This window comes from Pseudomonas sp. RIT-To-2 (assembly GCF_029623465.1).
Lineage (GTDB): Bacteria > Pseudomonadota > Gammaproteobacteria > Pseudomonadales > Pseudomonadaceae > Aquipseudomonas > Aquipseudomonas silvicola.
In genome coordinates this window covers 64,547-88,046 of sequence record NZ_JAPYKM010000004.1, presented here as the reverse complement: position 1 = coordinate 88,046, position 23,500 = coordinate 64,547, and the positions used below count along the sequence as shown (strand labels likewise).

General features: G+C 57.6%; 12 protein-coding genes. 7 read left to right on the top strand and 5 right to left on the bottom strand.

From position 1 onward, the window contains the following. Nucleotides 1–143: 143 nt before the first annotated feature. The 3 genes from QBK88_RS05165 to QBK88_RS05155 form a co-directional block, all read right to left on the bottom strand. Nucleotides 144–1,541, bottom strand: a complete 1,398-nt coding sequence (locus QBK88_RS05165) for an aminotransferase-like domain-containing protein (RefSeq protein WP_277961192.1) — start codon at nt 1,539–1,541, stop codon at nt 144–146. 2 nt (nt 1,542–1,543) lie between these two features. Next, the gene (locus QBK88_RS05160) at nt 1,544–3,040 is read right to left on the bottom strand and encodes a hypothetical protein (RefSeq protein ID WP_277961191.1); all 1,497 of its coding nucleotides are present in this window, start codon (nt 3,038–3,040) and stop codon (nt 1,544–1,546) included. A gap of 516 nt (nt 3,041–3,556) precedes the next feature. Next, on the bottom strand, nt 3,557–4,573 hold the full coding sequence (locus QBK88_RS05155; RefSeq protein WP_277961190.1) for a zinc-dependent alcohol dehydrogenase family protein: 1,017 nt from the start codon (nt 4,571–4,573) through the stop codon (nt 3,557–3,559). Between the two features lie 214 nt (nt 4,574–4,787). Here QBK88_RS05155 and QBK88_RS05150 point away from each other — a divergent pair, with 214 nt between their 5' ends. From QBK88_RS05150 to QBK88_RS05120, 7 genes are all read left to right on the top strand, one after another. Further along, nucleotides 4,788–5,702 (top strand): LysR family transcriptional regulator, encoded by a 915-nt coding sequence (locus QBK88_RS05150; RefSeq protein ID WP_277961189.1) that lies wholly within the window; start codon nt 4,788–4,790, stop codon nt 5,700–5,702. Between the two features lie 615 nt (nt 5,703–6,317). Continuing rightward, complete coding sequence (locus QBK88_RS05145) at nt 6,318–8,936, top strand: PD-(D/E)XK nuclease family protein (protein WP_277961188.1); 2,619 nt, start codon at nt 6,318–6,320, stop codon at nt 8,934–8,936. Beyond that, the gene (locus QBK88_RS05140) at nt 8,933–12,109 is read left to right on the top strand and encodes a UvrD-helicase domain-containing protein (RefSeq protein WP_277961187.1); all 3,177 of its coding nucleotides are present in this window, start codon (nt 8,933–8,935) and stop codon (nt 12,107–12,109) included. The genes QBK88_RS05145 and QBK88_RS05140 overlap by 4 nt, the downstream gene beginning before the upstream one ends. Nucleotides 12,110–12,163: 54 nt before the next feature. Beyond that, the gene (locus QBK88_RS05135) at nt 12,164–13,375 is read left to right on the top strand and encodes a phospholipase D family protein (protein ID WP_277961186.1); all 1,212 of its coding nucleotides are present in this window, start codon (nt 12,164–12,166) and stop codon (nt 13,373–13,375) included. 359 nt (nt 13,376–13,734) lie between these two features. Further along, on the top strand, nt 13,735–14,964 hold the full coding sequence (locus QBK88_RS05130; protein ID WP_277961185.1) for an ABC-three component system protein: 1,230 nt from the start codon (nt 13,735–13,737) through the stop codon (nt 14,962–14,964). Continuing rightward, nucleotides 14,954–15,619 (top strand): ABC-three component system middle component 1, encoded by a 666-nt coding sequence (locus QBK88_RS05125; RefSeq protein ID WP_102592361.1) that lies wholly within the window; start codon nt 14,954–14,956, stop codon nt 15,617–15,619. The genes QBK88_RS05130 and QBK88_RS05125 overlap by 11 nt, the downstream gene beginning before the upstream one ends. Further along, nucleotides 15,594–17,921, top strand: coding sequence for an AAA family ATPase (locus QBK88_RS05120; RefSeq protein ID WP_102592362.1), 2,328 nt, complete (start codon nt 15,594–15,596; stop codon nt 17,919–17,921). Before QBK88_RS05125 ends, QBK88_RS05120 begins: the two co-directional genes overlap by 26 nt. A 201-nt stretch (nt 17,922–18,122) precedes the next feature. On the opposite strand, the gene QBK88_RS05115 is transcribed toward QBK88_RS05120, so the two are convergent. Together QBK88_RS05115 and QBK88_RS05110 are read right to left on the bottom strand one after the other, a co-directional pair. Next, nucleotides 18,123–19,169, bottom strand: a complete 1,047-nt coding sequence (locus tag QBK88_RS05115; RefSeq protein ID WP_137206526.1) for a Wadjet anti-phage system protein JetD domain-containing protein — start codon at nt 19,167–19,169, stop codon at nt 18,123–18,125. Then, the gene (locus QBK88_RS05110) at nt 19,169–23,494 is read right to left on the bottom strand and encodes a hypothetical protein (protein ID WP_277961184.1); all 4,326 of its coding nucleotides are present in this window, start codon (nt 23,492–23,494) and stop codon (nt 19,169–19,171) included. The genes QBK88_RS05115 and QBK88_RS05110 overlap by 1 nt, the downstream gene beginning before the upstream one ends. Nucleotides 23,495–23,500 lie beyond the last annotated feature (6 nt).

Here is a 23,500-nt window from a genome sequence, read left to right as displayed (position 1 = left end):
AAGGCACTGGTTATACATACAGACCTGGTCGCTTGGCAAAGACTTTTGGACCGATGGCGGCACGGCGTCCGCGCTGCAAGCGATGTGTACGTTAGCAGCAGTGGCCGCAAGGCCGCGCCAGGGTACGGTACGCCTGTTTCGGGTCAATGGTTGGCCAGCGCGAGCCCCTTGTGCTCTTCCACCAGCGCTTGAGCAAGGGCATTGAGCAAAGGGCCATGGCTGACCTCGGCCAGTCCCTGCACGCCAATGCGCAGGTAACGCTCATGCAAGCCCTGGGTGCTGAACAGCGGGCCCGGCTCGATCAGCAACCCCTGGGGCAACAACCGTTCGAACACCTTGCGCATGTCCAGCGGGTAGCGGCTGCGCAACCACAAACCCGTACCGCCCACTGGGTGAAAAGCCAGCAGGTAACGGCCCAGCCGGCTGCGTACCTGACGGTCCAGCCGCCACAATTGTTGCTGCAGGCGCATGCGCAACGCCGGCAGTTGCTCGTCCAGCAGGCCTTGCTGAAGCAGGCGCGCCACGGCTTTCTGACGCAGCGGCGGCAGGCGCAGGGCGCGCCGCTGGAATGCCCCGCTCAGCGCTTTGCCGGCCCCCCCGGCCACGAGATAGGCAAACGAGGCCTCGGCCCCCAACCACGGCTCCAGGGAGCCAAGGATCAGCACCCGATGGCTGGCCAGCCGTTCGCGCAGCGGGCGCGCCGTGCTGAAGCACAACTCACCCTGCACGTCATTCTCCAGCAGGCGCACATCGTGGCGGTTCAACAGTTTGGCCATCGCCTCCAGGTCGTCCTCAGGCATGCACTGGCCCTGCACCGCGCCGAACACCGCGTCCAGCACCAGCAACCGCACCGGCCCTGCGTTCAGTTGGTCGCGCACCGCCGCCAGGTCGAGGCGCCCGTTATCACTGAGCGGCAACTCGACCAGGTTGGCGCCTGCCAGTTGCAATGCCTGCAGAATCAGCGGGCACCCGGGCGTTGCCACCAGCACTGTCTGCCCGGCAAGCCCCAAGGCCTCGAAGGTGATGTCCAGCACCCCGCGCAGGTCGCTGCCCAGGTACACGTGGTCGGCGTGCCACTGGTGGGCACCACTCTGGGTATAGCGGCCAGCAAGGGCCCGGCGCAACTCGGGGTCGCCACAGGGGTTCCAGGCGGGGCCGGGCAACGTGGCGTACTGGCGCTGCACCTGGCGTTCCAGCCGCAGCAGCGGGCCATCAAGCGCCAGCAAGGGGGCGAGGCTACCCGACTGCCGCCGTTGCCCGGCCTGCAGGCGCTGCAGCAGGTCGCTGCCGTCCGGTGCCAGCGCCACTCGCGCCGGGGGCCGGGCGTAGTAGCCGGACTTGGCCAAGGCATACACACGCCCTTCGCGTTCCAGCAGGGTGTAGCTGTACTGAATGGTCGACACCGATACACCCAGCCGGCCAGCCAGTGCCCGCAGCGACGGAAGCCTGAAGGGCACATCGGGCTCACCCTCCTCGATCAGCGCCGACAGGTAACGGTAGACCGCCTGGTAGGCAAACCCGGTTTTAGACTTGATCGTCATGCTCAACGCCCGCATACCCGTTCGGTTCTGGATTGCCCCGTGGCCAGGTCGGTGACCTGGATGCTGGCGCTGTCCGGGTCAGCCGCCACCACCCGTGCGATCAATGTCTGCTGCCCGGGGCCGAGGCTGGGGCGTTGGCCATAGAGGCGACGCAACGCCTGAATCGGCAGGCCGCTGACGGCGGCCAGCCAGCGAACCTGCTCCGCCGAACCTCGCCCCCCTTGCAGCACTTGATGCAACTGCCCGAGCCAATCCACTCGCTCGGGATGGCGGCAGCGCAGGAAGCGCGCCAGGCCCTTGCCCCCCTCGACAAAGGGCGCGAACAACAGGCACACCAGTTGCGCCTCATCGACCTGGTAATTGGTCAGCGCATGAGCCTGCGCCAGCGCGCGGCGCTCCTGGGACTTGTGCGGGTCGTCATAGGCCGACAGCATCAGGTCCACCAGGTGAGCAGGCATGCCTTTGCGTGCCATCAACTGGCGCGCCGCCCGCAGGTACTCTTCGACCCCTTCGGCATAGTTGCGCCGCTCCAGCTGTTCGGCCCGCAACCCCCGCAGGTGCGCCATCAGCAGCGGGTTGGCGCACGCCGTCTCGCTGAACCCCAGTGCCAGGGCGGAGAAGCGAAAACCCAGAAAATCCACCAGCAGCCGCCAGTGCTGCTCCGGTGCCACCGCCAGCAGGTCATGCATGGGCAGCAATTGAACCGGGGGTTTGCTGCGCGGCAGGCGGCGCACGGTGAGCTTGTCGCCGTATAACTGGCGGTAGTACGCGTCGCCCAGTTGGCCGATGACCTCAAGGGCACCCTCGCCGCCTTCGCTGCCCACTCGCGGGGGCAGGCCTGCGCTGCGCGCCACCCGCAAGCCCCAGGCCAGGTAGCGGCGCTGGCGGGCCGGCGACTCGACACAGGCCATGGCGTGCACGCCACCCTCCCACGCCAGGGCTCGCCGGTAGAAATCCGCGCGCCCCAGGTAACAGCCGTGGCAGAGGCTGGCTCGACCATCACCGCCGCTGAGATGGCCGTTGACCAGCAGGTCGGTGCGGTTGCGCAGCCGCGTCGCGGGCGACAACGGCGCCAGCGCGTCGTAATCCACTACCTGCTGGTCATCGACTACCAGCAGTTCCACGCGCGGGTCATCGTGCAACGACAGCGCCGCGTAACCGCGCTCGATGTTGTCCATCACCGCCTGGTCCATCCCCGAATGGCGGTATGTAGCCACCCGCAGCACGAAGGTTCCGGGGTTGCGCACGGCCAGGCTCAGCTGTGCCGCGCGCAGCAGCGCCAGGCACTGGCCGCTGTTGCTGCCACCACCATGGGCCAGCAGCACCTTGAACCGTGCCAGGCGGTCGAAACCGCCCGCCGCCACGCCAATACGCTGCACCAGCAACAACAACGCCGACCGTTGGGCATGGGTGAAATGCGCCAGCAACTTCTCCAGTACTTGCTGGTAGATGCCTTGCATGGCCTGGAGATGAATAAGACTGACGTTTTGACTGGCCACTGCTGAATACCCTGAGGGTGATGTTTTATAATCCTAAGAACATTCCTACAACTTCCTACGCATAATTAACACGCACAGGACATTATCCGACACGGCGGCGCGCGCGGGCTCAAGCCCGGGCTTCGCGGGCATTCGCAGATAAAATTGAAGGGCATGTCTCAGTCCCTGAGCTGATTCGAAGGTAAATGGTAGTCAGGGCGAGAAGGGAAATAACAGCAACAGATAGTCGACGAAAACCAGTACAGTTTAAACATGCCCAAGTTAGGACAAGAAGAAACGCCGTGCTAGAGGGGTCGCACGGAGTGGATGCCTTAATTTGTGGGAAATTTCGCTGGAAGTTTGGGAATTTTCAGGCTTTGAATGGGGACTGCTTTAGGCATTGCGCCTGAAGCACAGGTGCGCACGATGAGGCGCCACCCTGTGGGCCCGGCGCCGGCTCGAGAGCAGGCGCCGCGCAGTGCCGTAACGAATCACGCCAACCGCTTCCCGAGCTTCGCCCGGGCCCGCAGCGCGCGCCTAGCCGACCTTCAACGCGATTCGCCCACCACACGGGCACTCGTCCATCAACCGGTGCGCCTCTACGAACTGCTCGAAGGGAAACACTCGGGTGATCTGCGGCACCAGCACGCGGTCGGCGGTGAGCTGGTTGATCTCGCGCAGCGCCCGCTGCAGCGCCGCCTGGTCCTGGCTGATGCCCAGTTCCGGCTTGCCGGTGAAGTTGCCCAGGCAGTGCACGTAGAACTGAATGTTCTTCTGAAACGCCGCACAGGCCGGGAACGGGGTCTGGTTGCCGCCTTGCAGGCCATACAGGATCAGGCTGCCACGCGGGGCGAGCACGTCACCCAGAATCGACATCTGCGGGCCGCCCAAGCCGTCCAGGACCATGTCCACGCCACGACCGTCGGTGTACTTGTTGATCGCTATCAGCAGGTCCTGCTCCTCGGTGACGATCACCTTGGCGGCGCCCAGCGACAGCAGGTACTCGCGCTCATCCGGCGCCTTGGTGGCCGCCACCACTTTGAGCCCCAGGGCCTTGCCCAGTTGCACGAAGGAGGGCCCGGCGCAATGGCTGGCGTCGGTGACCAGCGCCACCTGCCCGGGTTTGGCCCGGGCCAGCTCGGTGTAGGCGAACGACGCGATCAGGTACGGCGTGTAATGCACCGCCGCCTCGACCGGGGTCAGCACGTCCGGGTAACGAGTCAGCGCTAGTGCCGGCAGCACGATGCTCTCCCCGTACACCGGGTATTCGTTGGGGCTTTCAGCCGGGAAGCTGGCGACCTTGTCACCCACGGCAAAGGCATCAACGCCCTCGCCGACGGCAGTGACCACGCCGGCCATTTCATGGCCAAGGCCTGCGGGCAGGCGAGCCTGGGACGGCGCCAGGTTCTGACGCCAGAGCACGTCATACCAGCTGATGCCGATCGCCTCGACACGCACCTGCACATCGCCCGGGCCGGGCAAGGCGGCCGCATGCTCTTCGCACTTGAGCACTTCGGCCGGGCCAAACTTGTGAAAACGGATGGTGCGGGACATCGCAAACCTCGCCTTTTGAACCTCTAATGCCATGAACTTTATCCGGGCTTTGGCCGTTCGACCACCCGTGGCCATTAATAGTCGACATGCCTGACATTGATTGCGCGATGAATTGCGCCCCAGGCAAAACTGAATTTACCGGTGCAGGTTAACAGCCTTTGCCCGTAAGATTCACCCATGAACCATTTGTCACCTTTGCCGTGAAGCGAACCCGATGAATCGAAACGACCTGCGCCGCGTCGACCTCAACCTGCTGATCGTCTTCGAAACGCTGATGCACGAGCGCAGCGTGACCCGCGCCGCCGAGAAACTGTTCCTGGGCCAGCCGGCCATCAGCGCCGCCCTGTCACGCCTGCGCAGCCTGTTCGATGACCCGCTGTTCGTGCGCACCGGGCGCAGTATGGAGCCCTCGGCCCGCGCCGTGGAGATCTTCGCCCTGCTGTCCCCTGCCCTGGACTCCATCTCGACGGCCGTCAGCCGCGCCTCGGAGTTCGACCCCGCCACCAGCACCGCGGTGTTCCGCATCGGCCTGTCCGACGACGTCGAATTCGCCCTGTTGCCGCAACTGCTCAAGCGCCTGCGCGCCGAAGCCCCGGGCATCGTCCTGGTCATTCGCCGCGTCAATTACATCCTCGCCCCGCCACTGCTGGCCTCGGGCGAAATCTCCATCGCGGTCAGCTACACCAACGACCTGCCCGCCAACGCCAAGCGCAAGATCCTGCGCCGCAGCCAGCCGAAACTGCTGCGCGCCGACACCATGCCGGGGCCCATCAGCCTCGACGACTTCTGCGCCCGCCCCCATGCCCTGGTGTCGTTCGCCGGCGACCTGAGCGGGTTCATCGATACGGAGCTGGAGAAACTTGAACGCAAGCGCCATGTGGTGCTGGCGGTGCCGCAGTTCAACGGTTTGAGCACGTTGCTGTCGGGCACGGACATCGTGGCCACGGTACCGGACTACACGGCCGAGGCGTTGACCGCGGCGGGTGGGGTGCGGGCGGAAGACCTGCCGTTGGAGATGCCAGGGTTCGAGCTGCACATGGCGTGGCGTGGGGCGCAGGACAATGATCCGGGGGAGCGGTGGTTGCGGTCGCGGATACAGATGTTTTTTGGCGATCCTGAGAGTCTTTAGGCGTTGTCGGGCAGGCTGTTTAGCTGATCATTTCTGCCTTTCCACAAACCATGGAGTTCCATTCACTTCCGGTAGATTGCAACATTGGGGGCACATCTGAGGGCATACGTTGGATGGTTTGAAAAGGATGCCCCCAGCCTGAAGTCCAACAGTTCCCTTCTAGAAAAGTCCCCCGTTGTTGTTCCCACACACCGCGGTGTGAAGGTAGGCCGATGAGATGCTCTCCTCTGCCAAAGTGCGTGAGCAACCGAGTGATACCTCCTGTGCAATTAATATTTCAAGTGTAAGTCGCCAAGCTGAATTCAGGTATTACTCCGACGCTTTTCAAAACGCTGCCAAAAGTCGGCTGCTCACTCCAGGGGCCAGCAGGCTTTACCAGACCTCTAGTTGGACAAAGGCTGCTAACGGTAAAGAGCAAAAATTCAGTAAGCGCAGTTCCTTGTCTGCCTTGCTGCGATATCTGACACACAGGCAGTCGTGGTCTGACAGCCGCTCTCAGCAATTTTCCGTCGTACGTATATGGTTGCTTTCGGATAGTCTTGTCGACTAGGAGCAGGGGAACAAGATGCAATAGGACGCCTGCATTGGATTGTCGTCAAGGAAGTCAACCTTAGCATGCACATCACTTTTGGCCTTTTCTTGGATACCCGTCAGGGTCCGTCCCCGACGAACTTCTTCAATACCCCGATAGTGGGCCGCCTCGGATTCCTGTCCCTGCTGGAGACCTACCTTGGTCTAAGCGCGCCAGAAGCGTCCAAGGCCAGACGCGTGACCATCTACTCTGGCCTGCTGCGCGTCCATGACAACAACTCGCGCTTTTACAGTGAGTCCCTGAAGGCCGACAGTATTGGTACGGCTGCGCGCCTCCTGGCCTGGCGTGACGAGTGGCGGCTTGGCGGTTGGGACGGCAGCGCTAATCCAGAGCATGCTTCGCGAATCCAGGAGCTTGCCGCCATTGAAAAGGCAGCTCTCGAAACGCTGCCGCCCGGAGAGGCCGATCGCTTGCACCTGGTGATACAGGCTCTGAGTGCGTCCGCCCCCGGCCCCATCAAGTCAGTTCACCTGGTTGACCCGCCCGAGGATTTCCCGCTTCTCTGGCGGCAGGTGCTCGAGCGCCTGCCAGCGGTCGAAGTCCGACTTCCCGAGCCACAGGGAGAAGGCCAACTTCGTGCGTTGCAAGAGCAAGCCCTAACCGTTCTGGCTGGAGGCTCCGCGGGCAATCTGACCGTGCAGACCGACGGGAGTGTCTTGCTAGTGCACGCTCTCGCGGCCACGACCGCCGAACACTGGTTGAGCGCACAGCACTCGCACCAGCCCGGCGACCGGCTGATCCTGGCTGAGGAGGCGGGCGACTCGCTAGATGTGTCGCTGTCCGCGACCGGCGGGGTCAACTGCGGGTTCGAACGCCCTAGTCAGCTCCGCCCAGCCCTACAGGCACTAATCCTTGCCTTGGAAATGTGCTGGGAACCAATAGACATGAACCGACTGCTGGATTTCCTGACGCACCCAGTGGGCCCATTCAGTCGTCCTGCGAGAAGCAGGCTCGCTCGTGCTGTCGCCAAGCAGCCTGGAATTGGGAGCGAAGCCTGGACGGCGGCTAAGGCCAAGATCGCAGCGGGTAACAATGCCCAGGAAGTAGCAGATGAAATTACCTTCTGGCTGGAGTCAGAGCGCTGGTCACGCACCGATGGAGTGCCGGTCGATGCACTGATTGCTCGCGTCGCCCGGATGAAGGAGGCTATGCGGCTTCGCCTCTCAGGTGAATCCGCTGATGCGGCGAGTTTTACGGCGGCGCATAGCCAATGTGCGGCTGTCCATGAAGCATTGATCGAGCTGGCTCGGCAAGGGTTGGCCACGGTGCTGCCTCGGCAAGTCGAGCAGTTGGTCGCCCACGCCACGCCCGCAGGGGCAACCAACCCCGCAGCGGTTTCCCATGTCGGTTGCATGCGCTCGACCAGCACCGCAGCCGCGTGCATCGAAGCAGCTGATGAGGTGATCTGGTGGATGCCATCTACGCCTGCCCTGCCCTCGCCTCTGCCTTGGTCTCCTGCCGAGGTGAACGCTCTTACTCAATTAGGTGTGCAGTTGCGAGACCCGGCGCGTGAGCTTGTATCGTTAGCACTGAAGTGGCTGCGGCCACTACTTGCTGCGAGAAAAAGATTCATCATCGTCTGCCCTCCCCCCGGTACAGAAGTACATCCGATTCGCCAGATTCTTAAGAAGCTCGTACCGGATATCGAGTCCGCTTCGCTTGACCTGGACATTGCACTCGACTCCACACTTCTCGGGGTAACCGCTGAGGTGCTTGCACCTCAGTCGCTGCCAGCTACTCCACGACACATCCAACTCCCTCATCCCGTGCAGCTCGGCGACGTTTTACAGTCGTTCACTACGCTCAACGAACTCTTCAATGACGCAGCCCTATTCGTTCTGAAACGAGTGGCGAAGCTGGATCCGACCTCCGTCCTGGCGGTGGATGAGGACAACCGCTTGCTGGGTATCCTCGCTCATCGGGTACTCGAGAAACTCTTCGCGCACAACGATGCCTTGAGTTTGTCAAACTCCGATGCCCTTGCGTGGTTCCGCGCCGAAGCAGACTCGCTCTTGCTGACTGAAGGCGCTGTACTACTCATGCAGGGCGCAGGAGTAACGCAGCAGCACTTCCGGAAGGTTTGCGAACTAGCCATCGGCAGTCTCCTCGATCACCTCAGGCTCGCTGGTGCCGTTCAGGTTCAGACGGAGGTGGAGCTCAGAGGAACCTTGGGAGCAGTCCCGCTGATCGGCAAAATTGACCTCTTGGTCACGCTTGGTGACAAGCGAACTGTCGCCGTGGACATAAAATGGAGAGGCGATACCTACTACGCCGGGCTGCTTCGCTCTGGTGAACACCTACAGTTGGCCCTCTACTCCAGCCTTATAGAGCAAACAAGCGGTGTCGCACCCGCTGCGCTTGGCTACTTCATCCTAGAAAGCGGCGGACTGTACATCAGCGCTGCTGACATTTTCCCAAAAGCGCAGGTTAGAAGACCGCCGGACGGCGCAACCGTCTCCAGCATACTAGACCGCGCGCGCGCTACGTGGAAATGGCGCAAGGAACAACTGGATGAAGGGACCATCGAAGTCGTTCCGGAAGATCCGAGCGACGAGTTCCAGGGCCCTGAGGGAACCCTTCCGGTCAAAGGTCCAAGCAAATGGGACCGAGACCACCTTATCTTGCTGGGAGGCTGGAAATGATGAACAACATCGAATTCATCAGTGCAGGCGCCGGCAGTGGCAAGACCTACAAGCTGACTGAAACACTCGCCCAAGCCCTAGAGTCGGGCACAGCCCGCCCTCACGCCATCTTGGCCACGACCTTCACCGTGAAGGCCGCTACCGAGCTGCGTGAACGCGCTCGCTCCTGGCTGCTTGAAAAGGGCCGTATCGACCTGGCCACAGCTATCGGCCAGGCCCGCTTGGGCACCGTCAATAGCGTTTGCGGCCAGATGCTCAAGCGGTTCTGCTTTGAGCTGGGGCTTTCTCCCGATCAGACTGTATTGGGCGAAGGTCAATCCAAGAGACTGCTCAAAGCTACACTTGCAGAGTCGATGGAAGCCGACGCTCAAACGGAACTGGTTCGGCTCACAGAGCGGTTCGGTATCGAGCAGGCGGACTGGTCCAAGACTGTTGAGGCTGTCGTTAAGGCCGCGCTCGACAACGATATCGGGCCGGATGAACTTCGAGTGATGGGTTCCCAGAATGCAGACGCGATGCTCACGAATTGGCCTACTCCGGCTACGGGGGTGGATCCGACCGAAGCATTGGCGACTGCGCTGGCCGAAGCGTACAGGGGAGTGGCGGCATACGTAGAACAGCAGCAAGCTGCCGATGTCAAAGTTGCAGACAACCTATTAAAAGGCCTAGAGGGACTCCAGAAGCTGGATCGACTCTTCCGTGAAGGCCGCTGGAGCTGGCCAGACTGGATCGGTGCAGCCGGGTTCGACGCCGGCGCCAAAGTCAGAGATATCGTAGCACCAGTCAAATCCGCAGCGCAGGCCCATGAGTCTCACCCGGCTTTTCATGCCGAGGTCCGCCAGTACCTTGACCACGTCTTCAACCTAGCCGCCGACGTTCTCAATGCATATGAGCAGGCTAAGAAGGCGCTGGGTGCCGTCGACTTCAGCGACCAAGAGGTGTTGCTGCTACGTGCGTTGAGGACAAAGCCAGCTGTCCGTGAAGTCTTGGCTGCAGAACTGGATCTGATCATGATTGATGAGTTCCAGGACACCAGCCCGCTCCAACTGGCGCTTTTCATCGAGCTGGCCAAGCTAGCTAAGAAGTCGGTGTGGGTCGGCGACCCCAAACAGGCTATCTACGGCTTCCGCGGTACTGACGCAAGCCTCATTTCCGGCGTTCTCAATGCCATCAAGGACTGGGGCGGAATCGTAGGGAAGGCCCTGGACACTTCCAGACGCTCCAACGAAAGCCTGGTCTCGCTCACCAATGGTCTATTCAACTCTGCATTTGAGCCCGAGCTGACGCCCGAGCAGGTTCGGTTGCAGTCACTGCGCAAGGACATTCCGGACCAGCCTGCGCTATTGAACTGGAACTTCGAGAGCAGTCGAAACGACTCGGATTACCTATGTATTGGTCAGGCCATCCGCGAGCTGTTGGAATCCGGGACCAAGGTCGAAGACAAGGACACCAAGGAGCTCCGCCCGATTCAGGCCGGCGATATTGGAGTGTTGTGTCGCTACAACGACCAGGTCGAATTTGCCGTCACTTCACTCACCCGCTGGGGCATCCCGTCAGCCAGCCCACGCTCCGGCTTGTTGGGGACTGCCGAAGCCATCTATGTCATGGCCTGTCTGAGGCGTATGAACGACCCAACCGACACTGTCGCCACGGCGCTGGTTATAACACTGGCCGACAGCACTCCGATCGAAACCTGGCTTGCAGACAGGCTGCAGCACCTCGCCACGGATGAGGCCAAGCCATACGAGTGGCTGACGACGGGCGATAGCGCTCATGAACTGATCGCCCGATTGGAAAAACTGCGCCCGACGCTAACGGCTTTGACGCCACTGGAGGTGCTACGACTTGCCGCTGCTGAGTCCCAAGTAGCAAGACTGGCCGGCCAATGGTCCACCTCCCCCCATGAGAGCCGCAACCGGATGTCAAACGTCGAGGCACTGGTTGAGCTCGGAAAGACTTTCGAGGACGAGTGCGTCGCCGCGAAGCGGCCAGCGACGGTAAGTGGCATGCTTCGTTGGCTGGATGAACTCGCTAGTCAAGAGGATGATAATCGGGCTACTTCTGCAGGCAACGCAGTCTCGGTTCTCACTTATCACGGGGCAAAGGGACTGGAGTGGCCAGTTGTCGTGCTGACAAGCCTCGATGCGATAGCACGTACTTCGCTTTGGGGCGTGCGCGCGAGGACAGTTGGAAGCTTCGACCCGCAGCAGCCACTCGCCAACCGCTTCGTCCACTGCTGGTTAAAGAGCTGGGGTAAGCGGTCCCAGCCCCAGGCCGCACTCAATGCCGAAGCCAGCGTAACTGGCCAAGCCATGCAGGCAGAGGCATTGGCGGAGAACAAGCGTCTTCTATACGTGGGCCTGACCCGCGCACGTGACATAAACGTAGCACTATCTTTCGTGCGTAAATCAGGACCGGGCCGCGCCTGGGTTGGCGAGATTCAAGGCGCAGCCGAGCTGTTGTTCGGTGACTCAGAAATCGTAACGACACCCGAAGGCAAGCAGCTCTCCAGACTATCGAAGTCCTGGAGCAAGGATGAGTGCTCAGCGGAGCCACCTTCCACAGCCCCCGAGGCCTGCCACTGGTTTACAGCTCGTCCGCGCGTGCAGGCCGAACCTTTGTGGCACCGACCGAGTTCTGCTTCGGGCGGTACATTCACAGTTGTCGAGACCGACGCCGTCGGAGTTCGGCTAAGTCTGGCAGGCAAGCCCGACATGGCATCGCTGGGCACTGCGCTCCACCTGTGCATCGCACGCGCCGGCGTGCTTGGCGGTATTTCTCCCCCTGACGTCGAGCGCATCCTGAAGATCTGGGCCGTGGCTGATTCTGTAGATAAGGATGCCGTGTGCACCCAGACCTCAGCGTTCCAAGCTTGGGTAGCCAAGCGCTGGCCTGACTGTCCCGTTTACGTCGAAGTGCCCATCGAAGCCAATGGCCCTAACGGCACTCGTATCCGGGGCCGCATCGACTTGCTGGTTGAACTGCCAGATAGTTGGATTCTCATGGACCACAAGTCGAACCCCGGTGGCTCAGCCAGAGACGAGGACCTGGTGGCGGAGCACGGTCCGCAGCTCGAGTCCTATGGTCATGCCCTTCTCAACGCGACCGGCAAGCCCGTGAGCGAGCGATGGCTCTACATGCCGGTCGCTGCACGAGCAGTCCGCCTCTCCTGACGCTCCCAGAAGCGTACCGGACTTAGTTAAGTAGAAACACGAGGGAAAGCAGAGATGGATGTGAAGTTCCTGTCGGCTTCGCAGACGCAGTCGACACTCATAGCACTGGTTGAGAACTGCGACTCGATGCAATGGGCAGTAGCCTGGGCGACCGAGAACGCGGTCTTCGAGGCAGCGATGAAAGACAGCTCGAAGTTCGAGCACTTCGTTGTCGGCACTCATATGTTCCAGACGCAGCCCGAGGTGCTTGAGCGGGCAGCAGCGCTAGCGGCCGCAGCCGTCGTTCCTCCTACGGGCGACCTGTTCCACCCGAAGGTCTACCTGTTTCGTAACGGGCAACGCATACGCTGCGTGGTCGGGAGCCCAAATCTCACGAAGGCGGCGATGAGCCGAAACGTCGAGGCGAGCGTGCTGCTTGATGGCTCGCTCGACGATGCAGCGCTGGTAGAGCTCAGTCGCTTCATCGCAGAAGCGTGGAAGGGGGCGGAGGACATCTCTCACGAGTTCCTCTTTCGGTACCGTCACCAGTACGCAGCTAAGATGGCTGCGCGACAGGAACTGATCAAATTCGCTGACGTTCGGCCACCTTCTAAGCCGAATACCAAGCGCGCGCCACATGACATGAGCTGGGCGGACTACCTCGTGCAGGTCCGAAGCTCATCACACCCGTCTGCGCACCTGTTTAAGGAGCGCTTGGGCGTTCTGACAAAGGCTCGCGCCCTTTTTGCGACTGGCATACCCTACGCGAAGTGGAACGAGGACGACCGCAAGCTGGTCGCCGGCACTCTCGGGCGCAAGAAGTCTCAGCAGCCAGGCGTGGACTACGGGCTTTTCGGGAGCATGGGCGCAAGTGGGACGTTCGCGAACCTGGTCATCGAAGCGCCCACAGATCTCTCCCACGCCCTCGATTTCATCCCGTTGATGGGCGCGGTCACGCAGGGCGACTACGACCGCTACTGCAAAGCGTTCAGAGCAGCCTTCGATCAGGACGGGCGAGTCGGCGGACTACCGACCGCGACTAGGCTCTTGGCGATGAAGCGGCCTGACGCATTCGTGTGCATCGATTCGGCCAACCGGAAGGACTTGTGCGAAAACTTCGGTGTCAGCCCGAGCACAACGAACCTGGAGAACTACTGGCAGCGCATCATTGAGCCGATGCAGGGTGATCCGTGGTGGAGACATCCGCAGCCGAGCAATGCGGCTGACGCAGAAATCTGGTTGGGACGCGCAGCGCTTCTGGACGCCATCTACTACACGCCCCGTTGAGCGTGCAGCTCTTCGACTTCCTGCGGACGCAGGACACGTCCATCCCCCCTTGAAACCGCCGAGGTTCACAGATGGTGAAGAAGTCGCTGACTTGGTCATCGTCAAAAAATCTACATCCTGGCAAAGCCTATATAAATTAATAGCTTAAATTTAAATCCAGCCCATCAAACCGCCCTTTTCGCGTATCGCAGTATCACTAGACCACCGCGCTTAAACGTTAAAGCGAAACAATAGAACTACTTTCCGGCGTCAGAAAGCCAACAAAAATCTCTCCAATCTGCGGTTTACAAGACGACATTTACATGGTGATATCTTTGTGCCATTTATGAGTGTCATATCTATCCGTGAAGGGAGTCAACGTGAGCGTCAAGAGCAAAGGCTATCCAGCCACCGCTGTGTCTACGTGGAGCGGCTACGTCTACCAAGGGAAAATTGCACTATATCACTCCCTCAAGTTAATCCATCAGGGCGACTTAGATTTTGAGCTTCAACTAGATAGCAGCGACGATTTCGCCATTTACAAAAGCGGCGCACTTGTAAGCGCTCATCAAGTAAAAGCCAAGATTGGCACGTACAAAAGCGAGTACATCGAGGCACTGGAAAAATCATCTGCTGTCGAGTACGATCGAGTTAAAGGCGTATCACGATACTTCCATGTATCGGTCCAACTCAACGATACCGATGATTACACCGGAAACAACAACGAGCTGGTTAAATTCTACTCGTACGGGAACAACAAATATTGCGGTCTAGGCGAGATCGAAGGCCTCACAAAAGCTGTCATCAAAGAAATATGCAGCAGCAACTCCATCCTGCTAACCGACGAGCTCTTGCACTACAACTACTGCCTTCTGTCTGAAAAGATAAGCACACAAGCAGTCGCGATTCACCGAATGGTACAGGTCGACCGAGAAAAGGCCAACAAGGCAGCGTATGAAAGCCGTATTACAGCTCAGAGCCTAATAGACGATATTGTTAACAAGAACCCATACAACAACACTGAGTATTATGCGATCGATCTGAAGGCAAAGCTGCACAGCCATCTGGAAGACAGACTCGATCAAGCCTTACCTGGTATGAGCGACGCCTCGTACGGGCGAGCGCGTCGGCTCTTCGAACATATTCGGGATTCAGAAGCCAGCGACATGCAGACGCTTTGTCAATTGATAAAGCCATCAGAGCGTTTCTCCAGCATACAAAAAGGAGATATCCGGCGTTATTCCGGCCTTATCGAGGACATGTCGATTGAGCCGATTTTTAAACAATTCCCGCACTATCTGGACAGTGACAAGCGATTCTATCTTCCGACGGCCCTCGACCTTCCCTTCGTTGATGACCACGAGGGTTGCACTGTAGACCTGCTGGGAGAGATGGATACCAACGGAGATTTACTCAAGCTGCTGTTTGAGTACAACAACCTGATCCCCAGCAGATCTTCCGAGTCTTTCATCATCAACACCAAGTTCACGCACCCCAACGACCTTGACGATCAGCAGGTCAGAGACCGCATTGACAGCAACATTCTCAAATCATTTTGTTTAAGCATCGTGACTAAAGAAGACGCAGAGGCTCGTTTGAATGATAAATAAAATTATTGATGAGGCGCTCATTTATCATGGATTCACCAAAGACTTTGAAACCGACCTTACGAGCTTCTACGTTCGGGAATCCGGCTCCGCCATCCGCTTTGCGATTTTGCACAAGCTGGATCACTTACCCAGTCCCACCGAACTAAATGCTCTTATTAATCAATCGGCCCCCGACTCCTTCCTGAACCATCCAACATTCAAGAAAAACTGTGACCTCATCTGCATTCATCACCTGAACCACCTAGCTGAATTCAAAGACCAGGAAGAACAGATTTTTGCGATTGAAGAGGACCCTCACTTCTTCAAGAAATATGTACTTTACTACAGCGATACTGAGCAGCATGCCATCCAGGACTATACCTTCAACGAACTAGTGGCCACTGTCTCGGACAAGAGCCAGTTCAGCAACTACAAGGAAGACCCTCTGGCCGCTACGCACTACAGTGTTGCAGCAAAGATTTTCATCAAGCTTCCTTTTCTTGAGCTCCCGTTCACCCGAGGTGAGCTTATTTCCTTGCGCCTGCAAGCAGCCGACGCCGTAGCCGAAGCAGGCCTTGATGAAACCTACACAATCATCCAGAAACTCACGTCGAATAACGCTGAAGAATTGATCACGGAGCTGATGAGCAATGAAATGGAAAATAGCGCGGATTGAAGTTTCTCGATTCAAGGCTTTTAAACACGTCAATTTGGATCTTGGCACCTCATCGCTGCTAACGCTCGACGGGCCGAACGGGTACGGAAAAACCAGTGTCTTCGATGCTGTCGAGCTGTTGCTCACGGGTCAGATCAAGCGGATCGACAATCTTTTTTCGACATTGATGACGAAGCTCAAAACAAACTATGACGACAACCTCTTCTGGAACCAGCGCACCGATCAAAAAGACCTGAGCATCAAAATCGAATTCCATGATGGGGACAAACGCTTGGTTCTGGCCCGGCATGCGCCCGTAAAAGCGTTCGACAAGAAATCGAACAACCGAGCCGACAAGTTCAAGCACTTCAAGCTGTATGAACTCCCCGATTTCGAATCGAAAGCCTTCACGCCGGCCAACCTGCGTGAGAACGAGTTTCTAGACGAAGTCTTCGGCAGAAACTTCCGGGAAAATTTCACCTTCCTCAACTACCTTGAGCAAGGGCAGAACAAACTGCTTCACACGCGGGTAGACGAGCGTAAAGACCAGCTTGGCAACCTGTTCAACATCAACGATGTTGCAGCTGAGATTGAAAATTGCCGCTCACTCTCGACAAGGTTCACAAAATTCCTAGGGGACGAAAAACGCAAAGCTGATGAAGAAGCGCTTAACAATGAGTGCACAGCCCTGCGCGCGATGGTGCAAGCCGATCTGGGAAATATTGATTACAAAAAGCTGTCCACGGTTGAGGTTGGGCCGGGTTGGGATAAGGAAGATCCCTTCCCCACCTACGACTCAGAGATTCACACCCAGTTCTCGAACGCCATTCGCAAGCTAAATGGCCTGCTCCCTCAGAAAGCAGCCATTCGGGTCAGAGCTCAGAATGATGCCATCAATGCGGACATCGAGTCGCACGCGGAGTCGCTGAGCAGCTTGGCACTGCTGGGCACCGACTTGAACAAACTAGATGACCTGGAACAGATCAAAAAGGAGCTCGACGGGCTCGATAAAGCAGCCAAAATCGTCAAGAAAGGTGCTTCCGCCATCACTGCTGAGCAGGCACGAACACTGCCAAGTTGGGCTGCTGGTCGACTTGAATGGTTTGAAGAGCAAATCAAAGCGCGTAATGACCTGAACATCAAGAACACAGCCAATGACAGCGCCGCTGCCGAACTGGCCCGACTGAAGCAGCAGTTGCTTGATGAGCACGCCAAGCTCTATCCGGACGACAAGTTTTGCCCGTTGTGCGGGAATGACTGGAAAACTCACGTTGCAATGCTCGAAGCGATTGAGGTCAGAGCCCAAAAAATCTCTGACACCTTAGGAAAGGATGGGAAGGCACTCGTCGCGCTGACCACTGCGATGACCACTGAGTTGGGCACCATTGATACATTCATTCAGGGGCGCGAAGCGATCCTGAAACCTGGGTACAACGAGGCACTGCATCAGGCACTGGCCAAAGTTGAAACCCGCCTCCCTGCAATCCAGCAGCTCCTGGAACGGCTCAGGGGCGAAGGCATTCTGATCACCTTCACATTCAACAACGACGAAGTGGTGACAGAGGCTCGCCTGGAAGAACTGCGAAAATCGATGCACGCCAAGAAAACGGACGAGACAGTGGTGCTCCCTGACGATTGGCGGCAAACCATCGAAGCAGTCTTCAAGGACTTGCAGGATTTTTACATTTTCGACGCTCAGGATCTGGCAAAAAAAGAGCTCTACATCACGATCAAAGCCAACGAAGCGCAGAGCAGCCGACTTCAAAAATGCCTTGAAGAACTGCAGAAAATGCAACGCGAGACGGAGGCCGCCACCAGAGCAAAGGGCAAGGTCATCCAGCTGCGCGCTACCTTGGAGAAAGCGGAGCAGAAGTATGCAGATCAGACCATCTCGGAGATCGAGCTCATCTTCCACATCTACAGTGGGCGACTGATCCAGAACTACCAACGCGGCCTGGGGTTGTTCATCGAGAGCCGAGATGGCAAGCAGCTCAGGTTCCTGACGGCAGAAAAATCTGAGCATGACGCGGTCATGTCCATGAGCACGGGCCAGGTGTCGGCGCTGAGCCTGGCCTTCTTCCTGTCGCTCAACAAGGTCTACGCAGAAGTCCCGCTTATCCTCATCGACGATCCATCCCAATCTCTAGACGAGGTGAACATCGCATCTCTGACCGACCTGCTCCGCTGTGAGCTCAAACATAGCCAGTTGATCGTGTCGTCGCACGAGGACGATATCTCGGCGTACATGCGCTACCGCTTCAACCGGGCCGGTCTGACGACGAGCTCGCTCAACATGCAACGCTTGGCCAAGCAAGCGTCCTAATGGTCACCGCGTAGCAATTCAGCGACAGGAGTAACCGGAGCGAGTCATCGATACTGACGCCTTCGAGGTCGGGGTGCATGGAGCGCCCCGGGTACATCAATGCTGCGACATTACTAAGCAAGATCAATGATGACTGCGCGAAGCCTTCGATATCCAATGCTTATTGTCCGCAGCCGGCACAACGATCATTTTGTCGCTAGCCTACGACTGAGCGGCTGCAGATAAATTATCGATAGAGGCTTTGTTTAAGCCTAGTTCATAAGGCTGGGATAAGAGTTGCTCAAGCCCTATGCCCTCTTGTGGCAGACAGTCGCCCTCCTTCCACACATCGTGGACTTCCTGAGCGAGTTCAGGTATCCACGAAGTAACCGCTTGGTTGTCACCTGCGTAAAGGATGGGCAGTGGCCTGTGGCGACCGATAGTCAGCAGCTTTCGGTAGAGCCAGATCGCCGGGTACAGCTGGGTCTTATGCTTAGAGTTGTATCGCAGCGGTATTGAAACACCCTCGGGGTCCAGATCTCCGAAGTATTCCGCTCCGTCACCGTCAACCTCCCTGATGACTTCATCCAGCGCTGTACCCGTCGACGTAATGGCGCTACCCGCGCCATATACGACGGCCGCGTAGCGATGTGCGGTGTCGTTCCATTCGCCAAGGCTGAAGAACGTGTGATGGTTCTCCACGACCAGCACCGGCCGCCCTGGTTTGCCAGGCTGCTGTCGGTAAGGCAAGGGAAGGTCCACCTTCCTGGCACCAATCGCCGACAGAGCAAGCCTGCCGCCAAAAAGTGCATTGGATCGCACCCTGGCATCGAGGTATTTCTCATCCCCGAACATCTCAAGCGATCGCTCGCGCAACGGCACCGTCATAAAGCGCCCCTTGCGGCGGATGAGCCATTCGTTGACGACCTTGGCAGTCACCTTTTCGCTTTCCGTCAATTGCATCCAAAACCCCAATTCCGGCATCCAGGAAACGGTTGTCCAGTCTGGTTTCAACACCGAGATCGTTTCAACGATGACGGTGATAAACATGGGCATGGCCGGATTGCCAATCCGCTCGAAACTGCGGGGAGAAGGAAGTCTCAGGATGCCTTGCTCATCTCCAGCCCTAAGGGCTTCCATGAGTAACCTATCCCGATTGGGGTGCTGTTGGAGCTCTGGATGGTGTTCTATCCAGAGGCTCCTTAACTTCAGCAGCTCTATGCGCTTTTTACGGCTGCCGCGCAACGCTTCAAAAAAAGCAATGTTCATCAATTTGTACCTGCTCTTTGCACCACAGTATTGAAGGTTGCAGTCGCCATCTGAATGTGAGATCGCCCACTTTTCACGCCCTCCTTGCGCAGACGGATCACCCGCTGAAAGCCGGCAAGGATGTTCACATCCTTCATGGCTGTGAAGAAAATCAACTGCACACCAATGGCCTCGGCCAGCATGATCTGTACATCAATCAACGCCCGGGTCTGTACCTTGGCAAACGGATTATCAAGAATAAGGGGACACCCGCCTCCACGCTTAGTGACGGCCTGATGGGTACGCCGCAATTGGCTCATCATCAGGTACATGAACATGGCGATGACCACCCCTTGGCCACCAGACTTTTTCAGCCTCCCGGCATCTTGGTACTGGTGGTCAGCATTCTGCTCCATTTGCAATAATTGCAAACCGAACGCGCGTTGTGGGGAAAGGTTAATCATGCCGGCTGCGACCAGGTCCGCGCCGTGTTCAGGAATGACCTTAGTCTCTATCAACGCGTTCAAGTAATGCCGAATAGAAGCCTTTCCGGTTTCCGTCGAAACACCTGTAATCGGATGACGCATCTTCATGATGACTTTGCCACCGACATAGGGGGCGCCTTTTGGCACCATGACCTCGCAAGCTTTCTTCAGGACACTCATGCCCTCTTCTACCAACTGATGCACTTCGCCCACGCAATTCTCAAAGTCGGGCAGCATGCCGTCGAGCTCAGACTGAGAGGCATCCGTACGCTCAACGATCAGCATCATCAGTCGCTCAAAATCACTGCAGGTGGTTTCAAATGAGTTGCTCGACAGCTCGTGCGCGAGGGCCGGATCGACTTCCTGCACGGCCTTTGATTTCACCACATCAGTAAACCCTACGAAGTGCGCCTGAGCCAATTTCCGGGCTTCGTCCAAGCCGCCACTGAGCTGCTTGTGGCGGTCGAGCACCTCGTTCAGTTGTGCATCACCGTCACCTTCAAGCTCAATAAACTCGGGAGCGGCAGCCTCATGAGGAACCGCAGAACTGAGCATTTTCTTATGTTTGTTCAGCACATCGACATTCTTCTTGCTTTGAGCACGCCCCTGCAATGCTTTCTCGGCTGCTTCTTGATCACAGACCAGACTGGTCTCAAGCTGCTCCGTATTTTCCTGGACCACCACGATGTGTTGCGCCAGTTCATCATCGCTGAGTGACAAGACGTCATCGGAGGGTTGAGGGGGATTGACCTTGGCAAAGAAAGCACGCTTGTCATTGCTGGCCACCGCGTGCGCGTTCGATGACGATAAAAATGCCTGCTCGTACAAACTGACCTGCGCTGCCTGGGTCGAGCGTTCATGTGCCAGATCGAGGTCGAGCAGGTCGATCACGGCCTCTTCGCGCAGATCGGAATAATCAGCCCTGTATTCGCTACGCAGTGTCGCTTCCGTTTCACGCCGTTGTTGAAGGGCTATTCGGCGAGCACCCAATCGGTCGGATTCCGCGGTATCAAAAAAAAGCTTTTCGGTGTCATAGGTTTCGATCAGTGCCTGCAGATTGAAATCATGTTTGAGGATTGCGTTGCAATCGAAACCGGGATCGAAGATCACGGTAACATCCTTACGACTCAAGAGTTGCCTTGCATCGACTGCAAGGTCGAACTGCAATTGCTTCGAGTGGGTGATAATTCCTTCCTTCTGTTCGATCGCTCTCCCAAAGCGGTCACTTTCTGATTCTGCCTCTTCCAGAGAGGCTTGTACCGTTGCCAGCTGCTGCTTCCACTGCGCAAGCGGCTGCTCATACTGATGCGAGTAACGCTCCAGACGCTGGATCATGCTCGCCTGATTGGCGATTTCATTTGGAATCGATTCAATCTCTCCCTCAAGCCCCTTTGCACGCTCCGACACTTCACTGACTTCTTCCAGACACGCTGCCCGCAGGGTCGCGAATGCCTGTTCTTCCTCGTAGTGAGTTTGAATATTTCGCTCAAGCTCAGCGATTCGCACAGCGCCGAAGCGTTCCTGATAATCCATGAGTTTGTTGGAAGCATCACGAGCATCGCTGCGGCGTTGAATGTGCGCGTCGCGCGTCTCTGAGATTTCAGCGATTCGTCGTTCAAAATCGATCAGCGCTGCGGCCGCGGCCTCTAGGTTATAGGCAGAGTTGTCTTCTGCCGGTATCACGACTCGATCGAATGCAGCAACGGCCACATCAAGGGTGGCGAGGGCGATTGTCACCGGAGTGCTCAGGGGTAAGTCAGCCCCCGCAACAATTTTTCGTGATTTCCCCCACTCTTCAGAGGCCACACAGACGCCGAGAAACCGGGCTGGGTCGGAGGCGACCAGTCGACGGGCCTCATCAGCATCGGGGACCAGGTTTGCAATGTAGGAGTTAGTTGCTCGCGCAGAATGAATGCCAGCGGATCGAAGTAGCCGGACAACTTGATCGACGTCATCACTCTGGCCCGCAAGTTCGGATTCTTCAATGGACTGCCTGGCGCGCTGGAGTTTGGCCAGGCGAATATCCCGCTCCAACACTTCACGATCCATGGATTGGATAAATTCGTTAACGGTGCCCAGCAGAGTCAGGGAGTCAGGATCACATCGCTCGGCTTCGACCACCGAACACAGCAACCGATTTTGTTGAAGGTCTTCTTGAAGGGTTCTGGCATCGCCGACTTCTCTGTTCAGGTTTTGTTGGATGTGCGCTTGCGCTTGGGCCTGTAACTTATGCTGCTCTGCTTGTTCACGAAGACGGCCGATGTATTGTTCATGACCCGCTCGTTCAGCACGCAAAGCCTCAAGGCGGGTTTGCGCTTGGGCAATGGCCGCTGTAATTCTTTCGATCGCAGCAGCTGCGTCATGATCGAACGCGTCAAGTACTCCATCGTCCAGCAAGCCTGTGCGTTGAATCTCGGCATTATTGATGTCGGTCCCGACTTTCGCTTCCTCCAGCTGGAGCGCCCTAATGGATAAGCTCAACGTTTTAATTTGGGCCTTGGCTTGAGCCACTGCCTCAGCAGCCTCCAGCTCAATATTTTTCTGCGCTATGTGTTTGTCGTCGTTCTGCTTGAGCAGAATATCGATAGCGCCACGAAGCAGCGCTCCCTGCGTTTCGAGCTTTTCCTTGATCGGGCGCAAGCCCTCAACTTCTTCTGCTAGTGATTGTTCTTCAATGAGAACGCGTTCATGGGCGCTGATGATTTTCTTGTACGAAATGGCGCCGTTGAGATGCCTCAAACGCAATTGAGTTGCATCCCTACTTGCCTCGGCCTCTTTGCATGCCACTGCAGTGCGATCCACACTGCGCGTGTGCTGTAAAGCATGCATGGAAAGCGTGGATGCTCGCTGATTGACCAGAAGCTCCTGCTTTTCCAACATACGTGGGTTGAGGCTATCGATCACGTCGCTAAAATAAGTGACCTGTTTTTCCTCACTTAAACGAGCCAGCTCCATGGCCGCAGCCAGGCCCGACGCGTGGCGCAACAATCCGGTTCGCGCTTCAAGTGCACGCTCAAAAGCTTTAGACGATTCACCCAGTGGCTTCATGGCTCCCAGGATTCTGGCCAACTGAATAAGCCGCGCTTCAAGACGAGGCTTATTCTGATATTTGTCAGCCACATTCACCACGGTATTGCGTACCGTTTGAGCGCGCTCAGGGTCCATCGTCAGTGCCATGAGCTTACGAACCAGATCCTCTTCATCCTTGAAGGTCAGGAAGCCGCTTTCCAGGCCGCCTTCCTGCCCGTTGAATTGTCGCTGCATGACCAGAAGATCGAGATCCAGTAGCCGCGTAGTAGCAAGGTGCGTGATCCAATCGTGCTGACTGCGGGTCGAGTAAAAGTCTTCAGGGGACTTCCTGTTCATCTGGGTGAGCCATTGATTGAGCTCTCCCATCGTGTTGACTCCAAGCATGCTGACGCCAGGGGCCGGAATATCTTCAAAGGCTATGCCGTGCTGGGATTCAAACGCGAAAAACACCCGATCAACGTCGTTACCGCGTTCAATGACATCTCGCGTCGCAACGGCTTGGGCAATGACCAACTTGTAGTCCTTGCCCCCAGGCAGCCTTGAAGGCATCGACCATTCGATGATGATGAAAGATGGCTTTCCGTCTTTAGCGAAATAGTCATTGAACTGGTGGTTGGGGTTCTGCATGTGCTGAATGAACAGATCCCGGCGCGGCTCGAAGATGCTGAACACATACGACAGCAACGAGGTTTTGCCACCGGTGTTCTCAAGGTTGACAATTGCGTTGACCGCCTCGTGCGTATCCGGCGCAGTGAAGTCGAGCAAGGTCTGGTCGTACCAGGCAGTGGCAGTACCGTAGCGACAAACATGCATTCGGGTAATTTTTTGCATAAAATC

Coding starts and splice junctions, on each gene's coding strand:
- QBK88_RS05165 (WP_277961192.1), bottom strand. CDS start 1,541: ATGACGATCAAGTCTAAAACCGGGTTTGCCTACCAGGCGGTCTACCGT.
- QBK88_RS05155 (WP_277961190.1), bottom strand. CDS start 4,573: ATGTCCCGCACCATCCGTTTTCACAAGTTTGGCCCGGCCGAAGTGCTC.
- QBK88_RS05150 (WP_277961189.1), top strand. CDS start 4,788: ATGAATCGAAACGACCTGCGCCGCGTCGACCTCAACCTGCTGATCGTC.
- QBK88_RS05145 (WP_277961188.1), top strand. CDS start 6,318: ATGCACATCACTTTTGGCCTTTTCTTGGATACCCGTCAGGGTCCGTCC.
- QBK88_RS05140 (WP_277961187.1), top strand. CDS start 8,933: ATGATGAACAACATCGAATTCATCAGTGCAGGCGCCGGCAGTGGCAAG.
- QBK88_RS05135 (WP_277961186.1), top strand. CDS start 12,164: ATGGATGTGAAGTTCCTGTCGGCTTCGCAGACGCAGTCGACACTCATA.
- QBK88_RS05125 (WP_102592361.1), top strand. CDS start 14,954: ATGATAAATAAAATTATTGATGAGGCGCTCATTTATCATGGATTCACC.
- QBK88_RS05120 (WP_102592362.1), top strand. CDS start 15,594: ATGAAATGGAAAATAGCGCGGATTGAAGTTTCTCGATTCAAGGCTTTT.
- QBK88_RS05115 (WP_137206526.1), bottom strand. CDS start 19,169: ATGAACATTGCTTTTTTTGAAGCGTTGCGCGGCAGCCGTAAAAAGCGC.
- QBK88_RS05110 (WP_277961184.1), bottom strand. CDS start 23,494: ATGCAAAAAATTACCCGAATGCATGTTTGTCGCTACGGTACTGCCACT.